The organism is Paenarthrobacter nitroguajacolicus (assembly GCF_051027655.1).
GTDB classification, from domain to species: Bacteria; Actinomycetota; Actinomycetes; order Actinomycetales; family Micrococcaceae; genus Arthrobacter; species Arthrobacter nitroguajacolicus.
This window is the reverse complement of the sequence record NZ_CP073234.1, coordinates 1,960,438-1,981,242: the sequence shown is the minus strand read 5'-3', so window position 1 is coordinate 1,981,242 and position 20,805 is coordinate 1,960,438. Positions and strand designations below refer to the sequence as shown.

Sequence of the window (20,805 nt, the reverse complement as noted above, 5' to 3'; positions counted from 1 at the left end):
CAGCATGGCAATCAATCGTCGTCGCTCACGTAGCGCGGTCGCTGGTGGGCTTGGCCCCTTCGGTATTTTTCTCGCTCTCGCGGTGATCGGGCTCCTCATCCAGTACTGGTGGGTTCTGTTGATCACTCTTGGTGCGCTTGCATTTGCCGTGGCAATCGTCCGCTTGGCCAGGACCCCTGCCCGTCCGCCCCGGGAGCGGCAGCCTAAGTCGGTTCGTCCACCCAAGCCTGGACCAAACATGACCCAGCGCAACGAGGCCCTTGTCAGTGAAGGTCTCGAGGTCCAGATGCGCGCCATCAAACAGGCCGGCCGCATACGGGACATGCAGGAATGGGACTACGAATGGATCCGGCTGACCCACCCGGAAAAGAGCAGCCAGGAGCTCACTGAAATCGCCAAAGCCCAGCTCGCACGGCGGCGGTCGATTGGCGTCAACTACGAGCGAGCCCGCCTTCTTGATTCCGCGCCAGAGCAGGGGCTTGAGAGCTCTGGGGAGAGTCTGGAGGACCAGCTCCACGAGGCACTGGTGGCTCAGATTGGCAACACTGACCGCCCCGCATCTCTTATCGAAGGGCAGAACGCCTCTTCGGCCCTGATCTTCAGCAAAGCGCGTAAAGAGGCCGGCGAACTTCTTGCCGGCGATCCCCGCACGATGTGGGCCTGGTCCGAATATCTAAAAAGCCGCCACTGCCTGCCTGTAAACAGCGAGGACGCACGACAGATCCTCGCAGCGATCCCGTCCGGCGACCATGTTGAGATATTCGCCCCGATAGTCATATCCCCGGACTCCCATGAACGGGGCACAGATGAGCTTCCTCGAGAAGCCAGATTCGCCGCCAGGACATTCAACTCCTGGATCCTGCCCTCCTTGGAGCAAGCAGAAATCATCCCCGATTCAGAAACCAAAAGGGGGTTCTCGTCGAGTGGCAGCATGGTCGACCCAATAGCAGAGATCCACTTCCGTGTGACCGGCGGCAAGAACCTTCGCGTCTATGCAGACAGGCGCAGCGACCGGTTCTTTAGCGAAGGCGTAGGGGGGCGCATCCTCAGGCTCCCTGACAGTCCCCTGGCACCGGCCCCGCCGGAGCTCGGAACAGGAGTACGCAGCCCATCGCCAGAGTCCACTTCACGTAGCCGACTTCTCGGCGACTGGCACACCGCGGAGGACGTGGCCTTATGGCACATGTCAGGACCCCTCGGCTTCTTCGGATCCCGGCTTACCGGTGGCGTATCGGACCGCGGAGTGGACGTCGAGCACCCTGAAGCTGTGGCTCAAGTGAAAATGCAGGCGACTCCGGTTGGTTCCCCACAAATCCGCCAACTGCGAGGGGCGCGCCCCCGCCTCACAAATCATGTCTTCTACTCGACCTCAGGCTTTACCAAAGCGGCGATCGTCGAGGCGGCAGATTCCGGCGTCGCGCTATTCATCATGGACGACGACGCCAGGGTCCGTCCACATGGCGCGCACGCCAAACGCCTCACGCTCGAGGGCCACCAGCGCCAAGGTGGCGACGATGCTCTAGTTGCGGAATATGTCAGCTCCGTCGTTGACCGCGTCCACAAGGCAAAGACCAACTACGGCAATGACGACTCAAGGTGGGCGCTCCGCGAGACGGACGGGGCGGACCGGGACAGGCTCTATAGGGCCGAAAGCTACCTGAAAGGCGCTGTAGCGGACGTGAAGCGGCATCCCCGGATAGGAGTTGAGACTCACAAGGCTGTCATCAGCCACTTCCGCAACGCCGACTTGAGAGCTGCCTTTTTCTGCCATGTCCTCGGCCTTCCCTATCCCGGGGACGAACCGCTGAGCCCCCGCAGACCCCCTACAGCAGCCGACTTCTACTGACCTTGGGCGTGCGAGGCGCCCAACGCAACGCGGCATTGCATCTACGTGCCATATTGAAACTGCGCGGCGGGTGCGGACCACTTTCGGCAACGGCTTGGGACCGGACTTGATGAATATTCAGGGTTCAAAATAACCGACTCCGCCAGGTGCCCGGCCTGAACCGGGTCCAGCTCAGGTGGAACTGCCACCAAACATCCGCAACCAACTGACGTCGCCACGATGCCCTATTGAGCACCACCAAAAAGAGATCGCCATATCTCTACATATAATCGTGCAGTGGCACAAAAACGAGTTATTGAAATCCTTGATGATCTTGATGGAACATCAGACGCTACTCCCCGGGAATTCAGCGTCGGTGGAGTATCTTACGAGATCGACCTCTCCGATGAGAACTATGAGAAATTGATGAGCCGCCTAAGTAGTTTCATTGCAGTCGCTCGAAAGACGAAATCCGCCAGCCGCCGTGGGCAACAAAGCCCGAAGGCAAACCGCGAGGAACTTACGAAGATCCGTGAATGGGCTCGTACCAACGGATACGAGGTCTCAGGACGCGGCCGGGTGGCTCAGCCCATCCTCGAAGCCTACGCAGCCGCGAACGCCTGAGAAGGTAGGTGACCGGCATCGGTAATGACTCCCGCATTTCCGAGCCGGCCGCCAACGTGACACATCACAGCCGCAACCTGCCGATCCCTAGTCTTTACTGCGTATCAGATGGTGCGTTGCATTGCAGGTACAACGCCATGTTAATGAGGTTCTGGTACGGCCAATCCCGCTCAGAAACATACGGCGTTCGCCGCCACGGTTGCGGGTCAGGGGTTGCTGGCGTAGCCGAGCCCCAGAGGAATCGGGTTATTCGGGCCACCTGAGGAATCCGTGGAGCAATCTTCACCGTTCGACGAAATGCATAATTCGTTGGCCAACTGAAGACTTTTCCGAGCTTGCCGACAGCTCGTCGGTGATACCAGTTTTGCCACCAGCGGAGCGGCATATGCATATCAGTGTTTACCCACAGCGTTCCGTCGGAATCCCGCCGCACCCAGGGCTTACCTGCACCGTCAACGAAATAAAGTTCAAAATTCCACACAATGTGGGATGCCTTCAAGGGAAACCTAATGCTCTGCCCGCCAGGAATGGCCAAACCCCGGTAGTGAGCATCGCCAAGATTCAAGTCTTCCCACTCCGCGGCGGTAATCGGCAACGTAGAATCGTTCCGGATTTCGACCGTGACGGCCTCAATGCTATGTCCGCCTCCAGGACTGGGCTTCGTTACTTCCCCCCGGATAAGGGACACCTTCGAGGCTTGATCACGCTCTTGATCCGACCGGACCTTTCGCCGGTCCTTCTGCCCTTGCCTGAACAAAGTCAGCGTGAAAATAGCCAGAATGCCATTCAGCGCAAATTGGGCAATGTCTACCCAGTCCTTGATGGTCATAAAATGCGGAACCCAACTATCCGGAGAAGGACAGCCGGTGCGATGCCCTCGTCTACATTAGGGCATTCCACCAGGATCTTCCGGCGTCAGATATCTCTCTTGAGGTAAGAGTCACCCACCGCACGGATGCCACCTTGGTTCAAGATATCCAAGGCAAATGTCCTCACGGCATCAAGCGCCTCTGCAACATCCCCTCGCCCTGGTATCAGCCCAACAACAGGCTGGAACGCGTGAATAACCGAGAGTCTTGATCGTTCAGTCAGCCGCTGCCAGGACGAATCGTAGGTGCGGATGTAAAGCCCACCAGCTGGGCCCTTGAGAATCATCATGACTTCGTAGTCGCCGACGACGTCCAACACCTCTGCTGCAGTCCTGATTAAGTGAACGATGTGAGCAGGCAATAGTTCGGCATCCATCGCATGAACGTCCGAGGCGTTATCGAATCCTGACGAATCAAAGGGGTAGCCGGCAGTGGCCACGGCGACGCTGCCATCGTCATGGATCTCAGCGATGCTGTGGAGGTCCTCGCCCTCCGGTTGCGCAGACCTCCACTTCCTGTAGCCGGGTTTAGCCATCAAGCTAATTGATTCCATGCCGGGCAGGTCTTTCAGAAAAGGATTTCTAACCATAAGGTCCCCAAGGACCTTGCGCGCATCTTGCTCAGATACCCTGCCAGCATAGGCAGGGCGCGGATTTACCGGTCGGGCTGCAGCGGCCAACCAAACCTTGCCGCTCTGGCTGGTTCCCAGAAGCACCTGATCCACAAGCTCGGTGAGCGATCGTTCATGATTGCGCCGGTCTTCGAATCGCAGCCTGTAAGCCTGCTCAATGTCCCGTTCGCTCATGAACACAGTTCGGGGACCATAACGCCGTGGCGCCCTGATGGCATCGTCCTTCATCACAAAATGAGGGGTCTCAAAACTCGCTGGAATCTGCAGCACCACCACATGGGCCTTGGACTCCCCTTCGGGTCCCAACGGTATGAACTGAAGTCCATGGACCGGCGGCTGGATCAGCGAATACGCGTAGCCCAGCAACTTGGTCTGCACGGGGTCGCTCCAATCCTCCAAGGGAGTGATCTCCTTGGCGGCGCTGGTGTTTCCATCCTCTGCAACTCCATACACAATCATGCCGCCGCCAGAATTGACCATCGCCGCTATGTCTTTGGCGAACTCGGCGGGAGCATTGGGAGCCTTGTTCGGCAGCGTCCGCTTCCAGTCCAGGTCAGCTGATTCTTGAACTTGATTCGCGACGGCATCCGTGATCATCGAAAAGTTCAGCGGAGAAGGAGCCAGCCCAAGAGCCCGGTGCAAAGGTGTAAAGACCATGAGACATTCATACACCAGGAGGTCCCAAGAGCTGGCCACCCTGAGTTTTGCCGGTGGACCTCAATCGTTTCTTTGTAAATGACTACCTGGATAGCAGGTATAACTATGTGTTTGCACGTTGAGTTGAACCAGCTGCGTCATGGATGACGGCCATTCAAGCTTGCTGGTGCTTCTAATTGAAAAAGATGCGGGGAAGCTTCGTGACGAACAACTGTCAGACCGCACTACATAAGTGGCTGGAAGAACATGAACGGCGCATCCTCGTGGGCGTACACAGGAAGTGCCAGTGATTCCAGCCGTGGGTACATCGCGGCACAGTTTGTCCGGACTGAGAATTGCAACGGTGTGCGTGCGCGCAGCCAGAGAAGACTACCCCCCTCTCTTGGTTCGCAGTCATGTGGCCGGTCAGGCTCCCCGCCTGACCGGCCACATCCACGTCTGCTTCCAGCAGTGTCTATTTGGACCCCGGTCTGACTAGCCCATGGCGAAATGCGGCTGAGACAGCCTGGGAGCGATCCGCAACCCCCAACTTCATCAATATCCGGTGGACATGAGTCTTGACCGTCGCCTCGCTCAGGAACAGCGCGGCTGCGATCTGCGTGTTGGTCATGCCGTTCGCCATTGCAGTCAGCACCTCGATTTCGCGTCGGGTCAGTCCGCCGAATTCAGTGCTCGTTGGCGCCAGCACCTGGCTGCTGCTGGAGAACTGATCCAGGAGCCCTTTGGTGACGTTGGGGTCAAGCCAGCCCGCTCCGTTCGCCAGCGCACGGATTGCCGCCGCCAGTATGGTCGGCGCTGAGTTCTTGAGCAGGAATCCCGATGCTCCAGCGCGAAGGGCCGCGTGGACAGCGTCGTCGTCGCTGAAGGTGCTGAGAATAAGCACTGGTATCTTGCCCAGGCCAGCTGAGTCGTTGGACATGAGCTCTTTGGTTGCTTCAACACCATCCATGACCGGCATGCGGATATCCATGACGACGACATCCGGCTGTACCTTCGCCACGATCTCCAAGCCGCTGCGTCCGTTATTGGCCTCGCCGACAATTTCGATGTCAGTCTCCGCAGCCAGAAGCAATGCCAGACCTGCCCGGACGAGTTCTTCATCATCAATGAGCACGACACGAAGCTTGCCATGACCGTCGGGGCCATTCATTGAGCCAACCTCCGACTTTGCTGGGCGTGCATGCCGCAAAGTATCCCGCATCTTCAGCCCCGTGTCAGCAGCACCGGGCTGCAAACCTACTATCCGAGCCGGACGCTTTCCCACGAACCTGGCGCTACGGCTGGTTCATGGCAAAACCGGCACAGCCTTGAGCCCCGACCGGATAGTCGGGACTCAAGGCGTAACAGGTAATCCACAAGATTCAGGAAACCTTGGTGACTTGGTAGTACAACTCGTAGTGGCCAGCGAACTGTGGTGCGTCCTTGAAGGTCAGCAACCTGACTCCCTTTCCGTAGCCAAAGTCGCCCCCGGAGATTTCCTCGGCCTTTGCAAAGTCAAGGGTCACGATCTGGGGATCAAAGGTGTAGCCCTCCCTGTTCTGGCTCGTAATGCCGATGGGACGGTCGCCGGCTACTCCAAAGAGTTTGCTGAGCGTGTCCCCGAGGTTCATCGAACTTGCTGCCTTGCCCGCCAAACCAGCAGGACCAAGTGCTTCCGCAGGAATCTTTTCGGCGGCTTTGTCGAACCATTGCGTGAACTGGGTGAACAAATCGCTGCCACCATCCCACTCCCAGACAGTCGGCGTAATCAACGCCTTGTCCTGTCCCTCGACCAAGGTGATCTCTCCCCCACCCAAAGGGAGGCGATCGGGACTCGGTGTTGTTCCCAGGACCCACGGTTGGTCGTTGGGCAACTTATCCCCCATGACGATTCCGCCATTGGCACCCCTTGCTGAACCGGCCTGGACACGACCAACTTGCTGATTGGTGTCTCCCATGATGGAGGACGTATTTTGGCGGCTATCTACTTCATTGCCGTCTTTGTCGATGACTTTCGTCCTGAGGTCCACGTAGATCTCATCGCCTTTTCCATCCTGCTCTGTCATGTGATCAGAAGTTTGGCTCTTCACCGCCAGGCCATTGATGGTGATCCTGTACGTCCCCTTCTTCAGTTCAGGTGCCTTTGGGGGCTCAGGTTCAGGAACTTTTGGTGGCTCGGGGACCTGGGTGGGTTCAACTCCAGGACCGGGAGGATTAACTGGCTGTGCCTGTTGAGTTTCCGGGTTCTGCGGATTGACAGGCTGCTGAGGCGGTTCCACCGTTGCCGGAGGGCCTTGTGTCACAACAACCTGCCGCGGGATTTCAACATTGCAGGCTGCCAACGGCGTCAGAATGGCCGCGGAAGCAACGAACACGAGCATACGCTTGAAAATAGGCATGAATATCACTCCTGATTGGTTTGGATGAAACGGCGCTTCCGTCGAGCACCGCGAATGCAATTGACTTTTGTTGCAGATAAACCCGATGACTGGTCGGGGAGCCTACTTGACGTACGACTGGTCACCCAGCTGCAGTGTTGCGAAAATAAATCCAAATGCTTCGGGTGTCGTCGACAATGAATATTGGAAGCTCAGCTTCTCTCCACTGATTGAAGACGTAAGCGTCATGGTGGACTCATCAGCAATTACGACGCCGGCATCAAAGGGACCCATCCGTCGGTGTTCCCACGTATAACTGCCGTCCTCAGTGAGCGTCAGAAAGTAGTTTGAGCCGACGCCCCCGTGCCATCTGCCTACCAAGTCGGCTCGAAGTTGAGTCCTTTCCGGAACGACAACTTCCGGGACCTCAACCTCTGGAACCACAACTTCGTCATCCGGACCGATCGACTCAAACGCAGATGGCGTCGGAGCGGTAGGAGAGGCAGGGCTGCAGGCACTAACACTGAGAGAAGAAGACATGCCCCATGCCCCGGCCCCGCCGCAGGATGTCTCGTTGAATCCAGAGTCGTCTCTGGGAACGACGGGTGCGCATGCCGTGACTGCCCCCAGGAGCATGGCTGCCACGGAAATTCCGGCGGCGGCCATAACCGGCTTCATGTTGTATCTGGCCAGATCAGAATCCCGAACAATACCCGGTTCCTGATTTTGTTTTACTAGCCTTTTCATCGCTTTTTCCTTTCACTCGATGTGCTATCAGAGTGTCCGCCAAGCGTGACTAAACGCGTCCGCCTGAAGATGGGGTTTATTTCATACAACCGCAGTAGGAATGGAATGGTGCAGAAGTCCACGACTTTGAACCATCTATAGCGACATCTGCCGCAGAGCGTCATCTCCAGGATGTACGAAAGATATGCGGGATTCTCACGATAATCGGTGTTGTTGAACGGGATAGATTTCAGACTCTGCAATGAATCCCTTGGCTTCGCTACACCCAGGGATCGATAACAAGATCAACCACTGGATGGACGCGGCCCTCAACCTCAGGGTTCAAAATGGTAGAGAGCACGAAGAATGAAGGTTCCTCGAAAGAACTGGAGGCGACGTTCTGTTGAGTCACCAGTCCTTGACCCACTTTCTCCGGTTGAGACTGCCGACTCAGGGCAGGCACGGTGTCGGTCGTGAACTGCTGAAACCGCTTCTGGCAGTTCGTAGCCTGAAGCCGAAACAACGCCTGAACGTCCAGCCAATTACTTGGGCGTTCAAACTCGTATCGCAAGGCGTCAGAGACTGACAGGCTCATCGAAGTACTTCAATCGGGATCCAAGGAGGCCTGAATCATGGAACGGAACTCAACATCGAAGAAGTCAGACCACGGTGATTCCATGAAGCTGGCGATTCGTTTCACGGCCGCATTCGCCGCCCTTGGCGGCACGCTTCTAGCAGCCTTTTCACTGTCCACAGCTGCCCTGCCTGAGGGCTTGCCGGAGGGACCATATAGGGATGCAGGTGCGCTTTATGCCCTGTTGTTCCTGCCGGCCATGATTTGTATCTCGGGGTCTGCACTCGGCCTGTACTACCTTCATCCAAAAGGCGGGAGGGCGATCAAGGTCGTCCGAATTGCAGCATTGATTGCTGGTGCTTCCTTCTTTTTTGGAACCACAGGTTTCATCATCGCGTGGTACGTGGGCGTTGTCCTGGTGTATGTATCGATCCTTGCTTTCGTTCTTACCGGAGTGGGGCTACTGACGGCGCGCACGCTGCCATCCTGGGCAGGGGCTTTACTCGCCGTGACATCACTGCTCCTGCTCGGCTTCAATACCGAAGACTCCAGAGTTCTCTTCCTCGTACCGTTTGGCCTGAATTGGATCGCTCTTGCGGGACTGCTAGCAGCCGGGAAGTTCAGAAGCGGTGGTCTGCCATCGCCACAAGCAACAACAATCCAAGTCCAGAAGGACCAGCTCTAGCTTCTGTAATCCAAGGTTCACGGCAAGCTTGGGGAAGCTAGGCATTCCGCGTCGTTGCGGCTACGTCAGACTGTGGAGCGATCTGCGGAACCTACGAAGGCGTCGGCTGGTACCAGCCCTCTCTTTGCTTGGTGACAGGCAGCGACACGCTCACAAAAAACCCGCGGCCTCGTGGGCCCCAGGAGATTTTCCCGCCGGCCACTGCAACACGCTCCTGCAAGCCCAGCAGGCCATATCCGGATGTGGCCCGGTCTTCGCTGATCGGCATTGCTGGTCCCGTGTCCGAAACATCGATCTGAAGCAAATCCGGCTTCCATTCGATAGCAACGGTGGTCTTTGTACCAGGACCCACATGTTTGGAAACGTTTGTCAGGGCTTCCTGAACCGCACGGTACGCTGTGTGCCCGACGCTCGCATCGACTCTTGCAGGCGTACCGGATTCGCTCAGCTCAACGTCTATCCCCGCCGACTGAACAGCCTCCACCAAGGGGGCAATGTCTTCGAGCGTGGGAAGTGACTTGACCGTGTTCATATGCTGATTCGCCTTCAACAGGCCCAACAGGCGTGACAGCTCCTGCGTCGCCTCGGTTCCCACTGTCGCGATGACCTCCAGCGCCTGCGCCGCACGGGCCGGGTCAGTATCGATGATCCTGCGGCCCCCTGCGGCGTGGAGGAGCATTACCGTCACAGCATGCGAGACGATGTCGTGAAGCTCAGCAGCAATATGGGCTCTTTCGGCTTCCATTGCCGCTTCCATCCGCAACCGTTCAGCCTCCAAGTCAGTGATCCGCTGACTGCTCCTGCCCACGAACCTGCCGAATGCCCATGCGCCGCCTGCCCACAAGATGGACGCCACGACATACGCGGGCGCCTCCCAAGGCCTGCCGCCCGAGAAGATCAGAGTGGGTAGGACAGCAGCGGGAATACACAGCAGTGCCGAAGTCCGCAGCGAGGCTGAGGATCCTACCGAAATCAATGCGACGAGAACGCCAAACAGCGGTATGTACGGAATCGACAAAGGCTGGTTTGGGTTGAAAACCATCCCTGGAGGCATGAACAACTCATGATGAAAAATCGGAACGAAGAGAGCCTGATGCAAAAGAACTGCAACCAGAACGAGCTTGGGAAACCGCTGCCTCCAGAGGAGAAGAACAAACGCAATAACCAGATAGCCCAATGCCTGCCAGCGCACCCCGGCCAAGACTGTTATGAGGCTTGACATGATGTTTATCAGCTCAAGCGCAAACGCGACCGCAGTAACGATCCAATCAATTCTGTTGAGGTGAACATAGGCCATCAAGCGGCGCGCGTAGTCACCCGCCCTGGGAGCCCCACGAATGTCTTCATCCATTTGCCTCGCACCTCCAACGCCAGCGCTGGACCCATCGTCCCTGCGCAAAGTATCGCGCAGACCCGACTCGCTGTCAGTACCTAAGGGCTTGCCGGATGGGGCGGCTAGGCAGGTCTCAGACCTTCATTTCAGACGCAGCCTTGGCTTTGGTCCGGGAACCCTGGGAGAGAAAGCCCAGTCCGCTCATCGTCAGCCCACTAGGACTTCAGGGATGACCACCCATGCACACCTTGCCGCAGCATGGCGGTATAGTCATATTCGAAAGTATGTTCGAATACGAGGTGCGTTGTGAGCGTGATAGTTGGTCCCTGCGTGCTAGAGGCGGGGCTCTCCAGGGCAACCGTCCTGTTGGCACCCGTGGCCGTGCCTGCTGGCTATCCTTCCCCGTCACAGGACTACTTCGACGGGCGCCTGGACCTGAACGAGCACCTGATCCAAGACTTAACCAGCACCTTTATCGTGAGGGTCACCGGCCATTCCATGCAGGGTGCGGGCATCAGTGACGGCGATGAGCTGATCGTCAACAGGGCTCTAGCGCCCAAGGACGGCTCGGTCGTTATTGCTGTCCTCGACGGTGAGCTCGCCATCAAACGCCTCCGCGTCACGAAGACAGGCATCGTCCTGCAGGCCGAGAACCCAAAGTACCCTGACATCCGCATGCCGGCCTTGTCTGAACTCACCATTTGGGGAGTCGCCACAACATGCTTGCACCACAGTTAGCGAAGCATTTCATGACTAGCAACGACAACTCCGGAGAGAGATTCTCACGCTCGACTCTGTTGAACCCAACCCCGCCAACCAAGCCCGTCGTTGTATTTGATGTTTGTGTACGGCGCGCCAGCTGCGTCGAGTCGAACTGCTTCCAGCGCAAAGTTGTTGTCGAGTTCCACGCATGTAATTCTGACCATTCCGCCGGGGAAAGGGTTGTAGGCATAATTGGGGCCCAACATGATGTATGTGCCAGCGGCATCAATCTCATTAATGGTCAGGGGCGCCTTGCGCACTGCGTCGCTCAACGGTCTGCCATTGGCCAGAATCCAGTTGTGCGGGACTGCATTATGCGGCGTTTCAGGTGTCAGTATCCCTTTGGCGCGCTGCCCATCGTACCCGTCAGAGTGCGTCACGGAAATGTTGTTTTCCTTCGCACCACCAAGGTAGTCGACACTCAGCGCATAGGCCTGCTGCCCCAGCCCCATCCCGGCCTGTTGACCCGCAGTTCGCGATGTAATGGAGAGATTGTTGTACTTGGACTTCCCCTCCAACCTCACGCCGGGATGATTTTCCGGCGCGGGTTTAGGTGTGGAAGGACCGCCATTCCACGCAGCGTCGTTCGCGTAGTTGTCCGGAACCGGGCCCCATCCATCAGGATTGGAGATCGCGGCCGTGTCCGCGATCATGTTGTTCGCGTTCGAAGAGAGCTGCCCGTTGACACTTTCTGCATCCTGGAGCCAAAAACCTTCACCACCACAGTTCTGCGCTTCAGCCGACGAGAATTCGCAGCAACCATTGACGATCTTGTAGCCAACCGACGCTCGACGCATCTTTACCGCGCCTCCGCCGACCTGCCACCGATCAAGTACTTGGCCGCACCAGAATGCTTTGGTGTTGGTGAATCGAGTCGACCCGTTCTGTTGCAGAAATCCGTGGTACTCCGAATTGGCTACGGTCACTTCCCTGAGGTATGTGTCGTAACCCGCGGTGAAACCGTTCCCGCCGGCGTTCATGGAGACGGCGTTGCGAAAACGAATCTCGCCGCCGACCTTGTTCGTCATGGCGGCGCTGCCATAAGGGTTCACCACGAAGATGTTCTCAAAGTTGGAAAACGTATCGCCATAGGGAGCTACATCGGGCGACGTGTAGTCGGGGACGAGCAGTATGCCGTGCGAGTTGTACTGCCAGTTGTCAGGGTTTGCCGGGTGACGGTCACTCGAAAGATCGACTCCTGGTCCCGAAAACTTCAATGCGTCCGGGAAAGTCTGACCCCAACGATTGCCGTTGATCCTCAAATCACGAACATCGTGATAATTGGTCTTCGGCTTATTCACAAAGACGGAACAGTTCGCCCCGTCAATCAGCATAAAGGTCGTCTTGTTCCACCCCAGGCCCCATATGGCAACTTCGGTCAACATTACGATGGGCTTCTTCACGCCATAGCCCACAAGTTGATTTGTATCGCCCTCGAAAATGGCAATACCTCCGCCCAGATTCGCTATCTGCTGGAGAAACGCATTGATCTCATCAGACTGGTCAGCTGCCTCGGTGCCGGGCGGCGCGCCGATCGCCTGGACATTCGGCTTACCTTCCTTGCCCGCGCTGTACCTCCGGATCGTAGGATCGGTGGGACTTACAGGCAAGTTCACCAACGGCATGGTCGCCCTGGGGAAGATGCCATAGTCCGAGGCGTAGTAGACCCGCCTGGCGCTCTTCGTCACAGCTGTGGCCGCTGCGGCCGGCGCCACCCCGGCGAAAGCTGCCCCGGCGGCCAAGGCAAACCCCCCAGTCGCGATCAGAGTTCGCCTACCAATTTTCGATTCCATCGTCTCTCCTTGTTTTGACATTGTGCGAAGTGACAGACGTCTTGCCCATCCGGGGCCTGTGATCGAATTCGCTCCGATTACACGCCTTCTATTTGTTAGTAGACGGGAAACACCGATCATGACGTCGGCATCACATCATTTGACCCACGCGCCAATTGCTTTCAAGAAGACCACGAATAAGTCGGCGTGAAGCATCACCCAAGCTAGCCCCAGAAAGGACGGCTCCGTGACAATGACACCAGAAGCACCACACAAGCACCAGGACATCCCGGTGCAGTTCAGCCCTGACGGGGTGCCGATGGCGCTGCGCTATGAGAACAAGATCTGGATGGTCGATTCGGATGTCCACACAGCACATTGGTTCACCAGGGATTCTTGGTGGGAGACCCAGCTACGGGCGGCTGTGGGCACCGGCGATCTCGTGAGCATCGAGCACTGGCAGGTCCAGGCCAAGCCGCCCACCGGGGATCAGGAACTTCGCACCTCCACCATCCGTCGTGAGCCCTTGTCCACAGCTTGGCTGCTGGAATCAGTCAGCTGAAGTGACTCCCGACATTTATCAGGGCCCTATCCCCGAGATCGTGTGGGAGCGCATCAGCTCAGAATTCGGCCTGCCGAGCCTGGACAGAGTCCGCACCCGCCTGGGGCGCGTCCATGAGGACCCGGAGCCGATCATGCAGCAGCTGGTGAGAGTGTTCTTCGCTGACGGCACCTACTGCCCCGGCTTTCAGTTCCGCAGTGATCTGTCACTGAACCCGGTCGTGCTGGCACTCTTCGAACGCGCCTTGGAGCTGAAAATTCCCCACAACTACTTCGCTGCGTGGATGATCACCAAGTGTCCTGCCTTACGCGATCAACGTCCCGTGGATCTGCTGAACACACAGCAGACCAGCGCCCTCATCAGCGCGCTTGAGCGGTCGCTCATGCAGGCGTCAGCATGAGTTGCGACCCGACGGGAACTACTTCAGCGTGACCGTTGTCTCGGCTTTTTCCTTCTTGTCGTGGTCCAGCTTGCCGTCAGCTGCAGCAGGAGTCATGGTTGCCTCGATCTCGGTTTCCTTGCCCGCGGTGTAGACGAAGTTCTCCGCAATGTTGAAGGACTCGCCCGGCTTCAGCACGAACGGGGCCTCTTCCTTGAGCTTGGTGCCGGAGCTGCTGAGGCCGTGCTTTTTGTAACCATCGCTGCTGGAGTCCGAAGGCATTCCGCCCATGTACTTCCAGTCCGTGTACTTTGCGCTGGGAGTGATCAGCGAGTGGCTCAGGGGAATGTCCGCGGACGAGGTGTTGGTGACCACATAGTTCAGGTAAACCACCGGATCGCCCTTCTTGAGCAGGTTTTCCTTGGTTTCCTTGTCCACGAACATGCTGTCCTTGGACGCGACATCGGTGGCCACCTGGTAGATGTCTACGTTGAAGCTGTCGCCCTTGAGGCTGCCCAGCTTGTCCCCTGCCTCCGAAATGGGCAGCGCCCAGGCGGCTACCTTGTAAGAACCCGAGGAGGTGCCGGCGCCTTCTGAAAACGTCGAGGCCAACGGGGAGGCGGACGCTGAAGGCGATGCCGACGCAGACGACGAGGATGCGGACTCCGAAGGTTTTGAACTACCCTCCGATGAACTGCCACAAGCGGTCAGCGCCAACAGCCCCGCCAGTGCAATACCGCCTGTCTTGACTACGAGATTTATGCGCATTCTTCTCCCCAAAACTGATTGATCTGATTGAAAGGTCCCCATGTTAAAGGAGTAGCTGCGGTGCCGTGTTTGTGACGCGATCAGGTGAAATCTTTGAGAATTTGCTCAGCCCGTTCTACCAATTGATTCCAAGTGAGCAGGCAACCAATTCTCTTAGTACTTCTGAGCGAGGCTCACAGACGGCGTAGTCGACGCAGGCACCTGATAATTGGCCAGCACTTGGGCCATGACGTCGTTGAACACAGCGGCCTGGGTAACGCCGTAGATATTGCCCTTCGGGCGCTGCACGTTGACCATCACTATGTACTGAGGATCTTCCATAGGAGCCATCCCAACGAAGGAGGCCGTGTACCCATCGAAGCCTGCTCCGTTGTCGGCAACTGCTTCGGCTGTTCCTGTCTTGCCACCAATACGGTAGCCGAGAACTTTCACATCCGTGGCGCCGCCGGCGGTGACCACGCTTTCGAGAATGTCGCGTACTTTCCGGGCTGTTTCCGGGCTGATCACTTTCGTGCCTGCCCCCGACTCCGTAACGTGCTCCACGCCGTCTTTGTCCATCGTGGATTCAACCAGTTGGGGTTGCAGCCGCACTCCATCATTGGCAATGGCCTGAAACGCCATGGCTGTTTGCAGCGGTGTCTGCGACACCCCCTGTCCAAACAGAACAGAGAACTCCTGCCGGGAGTCCCAGTCTTCCGGTTGGGCCAGCAGGCCAGCCGATTCGCCAGGCAACGGGATACCGGTCTTCTGGCCGATGCCGAACTTCTGCAGGTAATCGTAGCGCTGCTGCCGAGAGAGCTTCTCCCCGACCATGACTGTGCCGGTGTTCATGGAATCACCAATGATGCCCGCAAATGTCCGCTGTTGCTCCCCATGCACAAAGGAATCCTGGAACATCTGCCCGTTGACGGTGTACGTCGGCGGAACCAGAAGTTCCGACAGCGGTTCGATCTTGCCCTCTTCGATGGCAGCAGCAGCTGTGATCGCTTTCTCGGTTGATCCCGGCTCAATTGCCGCAGTAACAGACCGCGCACCGCGGTCCTCAGCTCGGGTCGCACCTGGGGCATTGGGGTCCACAGTCCCCGTCTCGGCCATGGCACGGATTTTGCCGGTCTTGGCCTCCACCACGATGATGTTGCCGTACTCGGCGCTCTGCGTTTTCACCTGTTTTTCAATGGCATTTTGCGAATAGAACTGCAGATCGCTGTCGATGGTGAGTTTGACTGTGTCACCGTCGGCCGCCGGAGTGACCTGGTTCGCAGCCGTGGGGATGATGATCCCGTCAGCGCCAATCTGAAATGTCCGCTGGCCATCGGCACCCTTGAGCTGATCGTCGAGAGTCTGCTCGATGCCTGCCGCGCCCCCGTCGTCGTTGACGTATCCGACGATGCTGCCGGCAACCGACCCGAGCGGATACGTGCGTTGCTGGACGGGCCGGGATGTAATCCCGGGGATCCGCAGCTCGGCAATGGTGAACTCGACCGCCGGTGAAACAGAACGTGCCAGATACGTGAACTGGCTGTCGCCACTCAGCGCAGTCCGAATATCCTCGACTGGCCGGCCGAGCGCATGCGCCAATTCATTCAGTCCGTCTCCGCGGGAAACATCATCGATCGTGCCGTCGGTAGCAAGCCGTTGAAAGGTCTCAGCCGCACTGTTCTCCCGCGGAGAGCCAACGATGTCGTAGCGGATGATGCTTTCAGCCAGGACAATTCCAGAGGCGTCGACAATTGTGCCTCGTGAGGCGCCCAGCACGGACGACTGGGTACGGAGATCATTTGCGGCGGCGGCAAGACCTGTCGGGTCAAAGCCCTGAATAACAATGACGCGGCCCGCGATAACCACCAGGAACGCCAGCATGATCCCCATACCGATCCGCAACCGGGTTCTGCCCTGATTTCTGATCATTTGTATTGACTTTTGCGGTGCTTTTCTACCCACGCTATGAGCCCCATTCTTCACCCGTATTTTAAATGGAGTCATTTCTTCGGCAATCTATTACCTCCAGCGATCCTCCTGGCAGCCATCCACTGGGGCAGATTCAAATCAGGCAGACTTCTGCGTCGTACCGACGATTTCCAGCAGCTTCGGGAGCGCAGCATTCAATTCAGCCAGCTTGACGTGATTCTGGGAAATTGCCCCGCGTTCAGCATCAATCATTGCCTTCTCCCAAGATTCACGAGCACCCGTCTCGACCGAGCATTTATGCATCACAGCGGCAGACTCCGCTTCCTCGGAGGTTGGTACATAATTCTTAGCGGGCGAGGTTGGGACAACCTGAATTCTTGCTCCCTCGATGATTTGAGGAAAGTCTGGAACGGGTTCAACTCCTAGCGGCACGCCAAAATCGATGGCCCAGGATGGACTCATGTTTGGTCCGCTGGGGCTGACTGGGAAATCGTGAGTAGCCATACATGCAAAAATCTTCTCGGTCACCTCATCCCAGTTACGGTCGGTAACTGCTTTCAGTGCATCAGCCAAGGTGGCCCCCAATCCGGAGTAGTCCGCAATGAAGGCCTGACTTCCGGGTAGCTTCTCGTCAGCCTTCGAGGCACATGTCCTGGCAACATCCCGAAACTCTACGTCCATGGCATAGACGCTAGTAACCACCGCGGAAGCCCCATGTCCATACCCGCTCTTGCGGGCTTCTCCCTCAGACTCAAACCACGGAGCTTTCGTCAGCCTGCCAAAAGCAGACGCGTAGTCTGGTGTCGAGGGGAGAGTCCGAAACATGTTTGCCTTCTGTTCCGGCAGAACTTCCAGAAACTCCACGTAGCCATTCTCGGCGTAGCACTCATAGGTAATCTCAGTGACAGCAGAGTAGATGGTCAGGAGATCCTGAGCCCGATACGCACTGTAGGGCATCCCGGGCTCGGGCTCCGATGTTGCGGTTGAAGTTTGCGAAAGCTGCGGAACGAAACTCTCCGTTGCACTGCAACCAACAGCGCTGACTGCGATGAGGCGGCCACAATGACAGCCGATGATTTCTTCAAGATGAGTCGTCTCTATCCGACTGGAGGTTGGGAAATGGAGCCTCACGCGCATGAGCGGCCCCATTCCCATGCCCTAGCAGTACTGGTTGGAACCGGTGTGAACCTGCAGATTGTCGAACGTGCGGAACGTGAAGTGATCCATGAACACACACACACACACACGGACCCGGGCGCGTAGAGCTGGAGCGTATGCTCACCACTGCCAGCACCCCAGGCACTAACTCCGTACGAATAGCCGTTGCTTCGGACCCATCCGTCATAGCGGTATCCGCTGGAGTAACCGTACACATTGACTCAGTTGGTTCCGCATCCCGGCGAGTACATCAACTGCGAGGCACCCACCTGGGGTGCGCCACTGATGTACTGGTCCCGCATCGGAACAACAGTCACCTGAAATGAACCCGATGCACATCCAGTCGTTGCTGGGTCGGTTCCTGTGTGACCGGCGCTTGCTGATGCTGGCGCTACGCTAACCAGCAGGCCGGTCGTAGCTAAGGCAACAGTCCCCAGTACGACAGAGACTTTGCGAAGGATATTTCTCAATTTGGATCCCCCTTCCTAGACAGTTGGGACAGCTTCGATGCTTTCCCTAACACCCATCTAGTGGCGGCTAGCCCCCAAACGTGACGCGTGTAAATAGTCCAGGGTCATGCTGGGCATGAGATGGGATGGACAAAGTCCTGCCCCGCCATGAAATCAGAAGATAGAACTCCCCCGCTTGGCAATTCATAGATGCCCGTTCGTCTACGTACCTGAAAATCGATGCATAATTCTGAGCTTTAAGCTGGATGAGCGCTGCCCGGGAACTCCCAATAACCGAACCCACGCGGAACCTTGCGCATGCGTGGGGCGGAACATCTGGCAAAGAGTTTCCGCATTTCGGCCCCCATCCGGCTGCATCGCCGGCACAACCGTATCTAACAACCTGGAAAAGCACAGCCTCCCCTGCCCGCGTGCCCTGCTTAATTTGATGCGAGCCTGGCGCGCTCTTGGCTACTGGGAGACTCGAATGGCACTTTCGAATATCGACGTGCCCTTTCGATGGGGACCTATAGCAAACTGTCGAGAAAGTATGACCACCGCTCGTGTCACCGTGTGCTGAATGATCCATCCCGGTTCGCAGCCTAAGATCTCAGGTGTGACTGAACCATGGGTAGATGCGCCAGAGACTGACCGCCGCAAGGATAAGCTGGACCGAGGTCCCTTCGTCGACATGGCGAAAGACCTCATCGAGAACCTTGCCGACAGCAACGACAGCACTGTTTTCGGACTGGTTGGACCCTGGGGCTCCGGTAAGACGTCCGTGCTGAATTTCATCACCAGCGCTCTGGACCGCTCCGTTCACGTGGTCAAGTTCAATCCCTGGTCCTTCGACGAGGAGAGGCTACAGGCCGAACTCTATTCAGCAATCCTTGAGGCCTTTCCGCGAGGTTCCCGTAAAACCCTCCGCAAGAAAGCCGTGGACCTCGCACGACGCAGTGCCCCTGCCTTGAAAGCGATCCCCGTCATCGGGACAGGGGCCTCGGAAACCGTCCGCGAATTCCTACCGGCGAAATCATGGGATTCCGCGTTCCAGGACATGGCGGAGACAATCAAAGCAGCAAGCGTCAAGGTTCTCGTTGTCGTGGACGATGTGGATCGCGTTCAGCCCAAGGACCTGTTGCTCCTGATGAAAACCATCCGGCTCCTGGGGCGCTTTCCCAGGGTCAATTACATACTTGCCTATGACCGCAAATCAACAATCACGGCTCTAGCTGCTGGTCTAGGAAACGACCCTATTGCCGCGCAGGTCTACTTGGAAAAGATCGTGCAGTATCCCTTGGACCTCCCTGAACCACAGCAGCACTTCCTTCAAGAGATCATAGAATCTGCATTGGGTCCGACAGTGCGCAAAGCATCTCTTGGAACATACCGAGGGCCAACACCGGAGTCCAGGTTCGAAACCTTCTACACCGAACACATGACCACGACGCTGACAACGCCCCGCGCGTGCCACCGTTACGCGGGTCAGGCCATAACCTTCCTGCAGCTTGCCAAGGGGAACGTCGACCCGGCGGACTTCTTCGCGATCACTTTCCTGCGTATCTTCTATCCGGATCTCTACGAGCGTTTGCCGGCCTGGGCGGGCGACCTCACCAGAAAACAGGGCTCTAACCGCAGCAGCAAGGCCCCATCCGAAGATGAGTGGCTCCAGCGAATCAAATCCTGTGGTTACAAGGGTGACACAGTCGTTGAACTCATGGAGGCGCTATCATCATTGTTTCCCCATGCCTTCCCGGACAACATGTGGAGAACAGCTGGCGGAAAGTACCGAGCCAACGACAGCGAGTACTTCGACCGCTACTTCACGATCTCCTTGCCCACCGGCGACATGTCCGATGAAGCCGTCTTGAGGGACATAAATCGTATCCGCACAGCTGAAGTGCGTCCTGGAGGGGTCTGCCCGGAAACGTTCGACCACGCCAATGAGCAGATGCAGATAAAGGCCCTCAAGAAAGGCGCCCGACACACCGATTACGATACGAACGCACGTCCGCTCATCGATTACCTGAGCATCGCGATTGCAAAGCGACCTTCCACCCAGGATTTCCGAGACACTGCCACTCGACTCCAAGAGTCCTGGCTGGCACGACTGCTAAGTCATAGCGACCCCTGGGATGAACCAGAGCTCAAGGCCTTCATCGGACTGTTTCCCCGGCCTGAGTCTCTGGGCCACTGCCTGAACCTCAATAATTCCCATTCGGCAAGAGCAATGGCTGAGCTGGAGGCGATGGGAGCAGCTACGACAGTTGCTGATCAAACCCTGACAGACCAGCTGATTCCGCTGTGGATTGATCAGGCTACACAGTGGTTGGTTGACGCATGGCGGACCCGTGGCTCAGCCGACTCCATCCATGAACAATTTGCCGTGTGGAACTACCTTGTCGCGATGGATGGCTTACCTCATCTTCAGGCCGTCACGCTTGATGCGCTCAAAGACGGTTCCCTCGCGATGACAACCCTTGCTGATGCTTTCGTTATGGCTTCCACAGAGGCCGGAAACTACGAAGCAGCGGCCTCACAACTGACCCTTTTCACCGACAAGCTTGAGAACACAATTACGCCGGAGAAATTGATGGAGTTGCCTTTGGATAAACCGGCAAAGGTAGCGGAAGCCCAAGGAGACGAGATCCCGTCACCCGCTCAGCGCAAGAGATTTGCTTATGAAGAGATCCTGCGTTGGCGCGCAAAAAGAGCCAATCCCCTTGCGGACGGCGATGGCACACCCCCGGCCTAGTGAAGGCGCTT

The 20,805-nt window shown here is 57.3% G+C and carries 17 protein-coding genes; 7 read left to right on the top strand and 10 right to left on the bottom strand.

The window, feature by feature from the left end; translation table 11 throughout:
* Nucleotides 1-4 precede the first annotated feature (4 nt).
* On the top strand, nt 5-1,846 hold the full coding sequence (locus KCX59_RS09510) for a restriction endonuclease (protein WP_179017285.1): 1,842 nt from the start codon (nt 5-7) through the stop codon (nt 1,844-1,846).
* A gap of 276 nt (nt 1,847-2,122) precedes the next feature.
* Entirely contained in the window at nt 2,123-2,449 is a 327-nt protein-coding gene (locus KCX59_RS09505; RefSeq protein WP_179017284.1) for a histone-like nucleoid-structuring protein Lsr2, read from the top strand.
* 94 nt (nt 2,450-2,543) lie between these two features.
* Here KCX59_RS09505 and KCX59_RS09500 read toward each other — a convergent pair whose 3' ends face one another.
* The 5 genes from KCX59_RS09500 to KCX59_RS09480 all read right to left on the bottom strand — a co-directional run bounded on the left by KCX59_RS09500 (nt 2,544) and on the right by KCX59_RS09480 (nt 7,710).
* On the bottom strand, nt 2,544-3,278 hold the full coding sequence (locus tag KCX59_RS09500) for a hypothetical protein (protein ID WP_179017283.1): 735 nt from the start codon (nt 3,276-3,278) through the stop codon (nt 2,544-2,546).
* Between the two features lie 86 nt (nt 3,279-3,364).
* On the bottom strand, nt 3,365-4,606 hold the full coding sequence (locus KCX59_RS09495; protein WP_179017282.1) for an AlbA family DNA-binding domain-containing protein: 1,242 nt from the start codon (nt 4,604-4,606) through the stop codon (nt 3,365-3,367).
* A gap of 454 nt (nt 4,607-5,060) precedes the next feature.
* A complete protein-coding gene (locus KCX59_RS09490) occupies nt 5,061-5,756 on the bottom strand; it encodes a response regulator transcription factor (RefSeq protein WP_218649075.1) in 696 nt (231 codons plus the stop codon).
* 211 nt (nt 5,757-5,967) lie between these two features.
* Nucleotides 5,968-6,984, bottom strand: a complete 1,017-nt coding sequence (locus KCX59_RS09485; protein WP_179017280.1) for a hypothetical protein — start codon at nt 6,982-6,984, stop codon at nt 5,968-5,970.
* Nucleotides 6,985-7,086: 102 nt separating this feature from the next.
* Nucleotides 7,087-7,710: a hypothetical protein gene (locus tag KCX59_RS09480; protein ID WP_179017279.1), complete on the bottom strand. Its 624-nt coding sequence runs from the start codon at nt 7,708-7,710 to the stop codon at nt 7,087-7,089.
* Nucleotides 7,711-8,321: 611 nt separating this feature from the next.
* Here KCX59_RS09480 and KCX59_RS09475 point away from each other — a divergent pair.
* The gene (locus KCX59_RS09475; protein WP_179017278.1) at nt 8,322-8,948 is read left to right on the top strand and encodes a hypothetical protein; all 627 of its coding nucleotides are present in this window, start codon (nt 8,322-8,324) and stop codon (nt 8,946-8,948) included.
* Between the two features lie 91 nt (nt 8,949-9,039).
* Here KCX59_RS09475 and KCX59_RS09470 read toward each other — a convergent pair whose 3' ends face one another.
* Nucleotides 9,040-10,299, bottom strand: a complete 1,260-nt coding sequence (locus tag KCX59_RS09470; protein WP_179017277.1) for a sensor histidine kinase — start codon at nt 10,297-10,299, stop codon at nt 9,040-9,042.
* Between the two features lie 288 nt (nt 10,300-10,587).
* On the opposite strand from KCX59_RS09470, the gene KCX59_RS09465 reads away from it, so the two are divergent.
* Nucleotides 10,588-11,019 (top strand): LexA family protein, encoded by a 432-nt coding sequence (locus KCX59_RS09465; RefSeq protein WP_179017276.1) that lies wholly within the window; start codon nt 10,588-10,590, stop codon nt 11,017-11,019.
* Nucleotides 11,020-11,063: 44 nt separating this feature from the next.
* Here the strand turns inward: KCX59_RS09465 and KCX59_RS09460 are convergent, their stop codons facing one another.
* Nucleotides 11,064-12,836 carry a hypothetical protein gene (locus KCX59_RS09460; protein ID WP_179017275.1) on the bottom strand — a complete coding sequence of 591 codons (1,773 nt, stop codon included), beginning with the start codon at nt 12,834-12,836 and terminating at the stop codon, nt 11,064-11,066.
* Nucleotides 12,837-13,068: 232 nt separating this feature from the next.
* On the opposite strand from KCX59_RS09460, the gene KCX59_RS09455 reads away from it, so the two are divergent.
* Together KCX59_RS09455 and KCX59_RS09450 are read left to right on the top strand one after the other, a co-directional pair.
* Nucleotides 13,069-13,377, top strand: a complete 309-nt coding sequence (locus KCX59_RS09455) for a hypothetical protein (protein ID WP_218649080.1) — start codon at nt 13,069-13,071, stop codon at nt 13,375-13,377.
* Between the two features lies 1 nt (nt 13,378).
* Nucleotides 13,379-13,777: a hypothetical protein gene (locus KCX59_RS09450; RefSeq protein WP_179017273.1), complete on the top strand. Its 399-nt coding sequence runs from the start codon at nt 13,379-13,381 to the stop codon at nt 13,775-13,777.
* Nucleotides 13,778-13,795: 18 nt separating this feature from the next.
* Here the strand turns inward: KCX59_RS09450 and KCX59_RS09445 are convergent, their stop codons facing one another.
* The 3 genes from KCX59_RS09445 to KCX59_RS09435 all read right to left on the bottom strand — a co-directional run bounded on the left by KCX59_RS09445 (nt 13,796) and on the right by KCX59_RS09435 (nt 17,296).
* Nucleotides 13,796-14,524, bottom strand: coding sequence for a hypothetical protein (locus tag KCX59_RS09445; RefSeq protein WP_179017272.1), 729 nt, complete (start codon nt 14,522-14,524; stop codon nt 13,796-13,798).
* Between the two features lie 153 nt (nt 14,525-14,677).
* Nucleotides 14,678-16,432, bottom strand: a complete 1,755-nt coding sequence (locus KCX59_RS09440; RefSeq protein ID WP_256871390.1) for a peptidoglycan D,D-transpeptidase FtsI family protein — start codon at nt 16,430-16,432, stop codon at nt 14,678-14,680.
* Nucleotides 16,433-16,570: 138 nt separating this feature from the next.
* Nucleotides 16,571-17,296: a hypothetical protein gene (locus KCX59_RS09435; protein ID WP_434122649.1), complete on the bottom strand. Its 726-nt coding sequence runs from the start codon at nt 17,294-17,296 to the stop codon at nt 16,571-16,573.
* A 1,323-nt stretch (nt 17,297-18,619) separates the two neighbouring features.
* Here KCX59_RS09435 and KCX59_RS09430 point away from each other — a divergent pair.
* The gene (locus KCX59_RS09430; RefSeq protein WP_306294656.1) at nt 18,620-20,794 is read left to right on the top strand and encodes a P-loop NTPase fold protein; all 2,175 of its coding nucleotides are present in this window, start codon (nt 18,620-18,622) and stop codon (nt 20,792-20,794) included.
* Nucleotides 20,795-20,805 lie beyond the last annotated feature (11 nt).

Excerpts from the sequence above, each read along its gene's own strand:
- KCX59_RS09455 (WP_218649080.1), top strand. The coding sequence starts at position 13,069 with ATGACACCAGAAGCACCACACAAGCACCAGGACATCCCGGTGCAGTTC.
- KCX59_RS09430 (WP_306294656.1), top strand. The coding sequence starts at position 18,620 with ATGATCCATCCCGGTTCGCAGCCTAAGATCTCAGGTGTGACTGAACCA.
- KCX59_RS09445 (WP_179017272.1), bottom strand. The coding sequence starts at position 14,524 with ATGCGCATAAATCTCGTAGTCAAGACAGGCGGTATTGCACTGGCGGGG.
- KCX59_RS09475 (WP_179017278.1), top strand. The coding sequence starts at position 8,322 with ATGGAACGGAACTCAACATCGAAGAAGTCAGACCACGGTGATTCCATG.
- KCX59_RS09485 (WP_179017280.1), bottom strand. The coding sequence starts at position 6,984 with ATGCCTATTTTCAAGCGTATGCTCGTGTTCGTTGCTTCCGCGGCCATT.
- KCX59_RS09480 (WP_179017279.1), bottom strand. The coding sequence starts at position 7,710 with ATGAAAAGGCTAGTAAAACAAAATCAGGAACCGGGTATTGTTCGGGAT.
- KCX59_RS09440 (WP_256871390.1), bottom strand. The coding sequence starts at position 16,432 with ATGATCAGAAATCAGGGCAGAACCCGGTTGCGGATCGGTATGGGGATC.
- KCX59_RS09460 (WP_179017275.1), bottom strand. The coding sequence starts at position 12,836 with ATGGAATCGAAAATTGGTAGGCGAACTCTGATCGCGACTGGGGGGTTT.
- KCX59_RS09470 (WP_179017277.1), bottom strand. The coding sequence starts at position 10,299 with ATGGATGAAGACATTCGTGGGGCTCCCAGGGCGGGTGACTACGCGCGC.
- KCX59_RS09510 (WP_179017285.1), top strand. The coding sequence starts at position 5 with ATGGCAATCAATCGTCGTCGCTCACGTAGCGCGGTCGCTGGTGGGCTT.
- KCX59_RS09500 (WP_179017283.1), bottom strand. The coding sequence starts at position 3,278 with ATGACCATCAAGGACTGGGTAGACATTGCCCAATTTGCGCTGAATGGC.
- KCX59_RS09490 (WP_218649075.1), bottom strand. The coding sequence starts at position 5,756 with ATGAATGGCCCCGACGGTCATGGCAAGCTTCGTGTCGTGCTCATTGAT.
- KCX59_RS09495 (WP_179017282.1), bottom strand. The coding sequence starts at position 4,606 with ATGGTCTTTACACCTTTGCACCGGGCTCTTGGGCTGGCTCCTTCTCCG.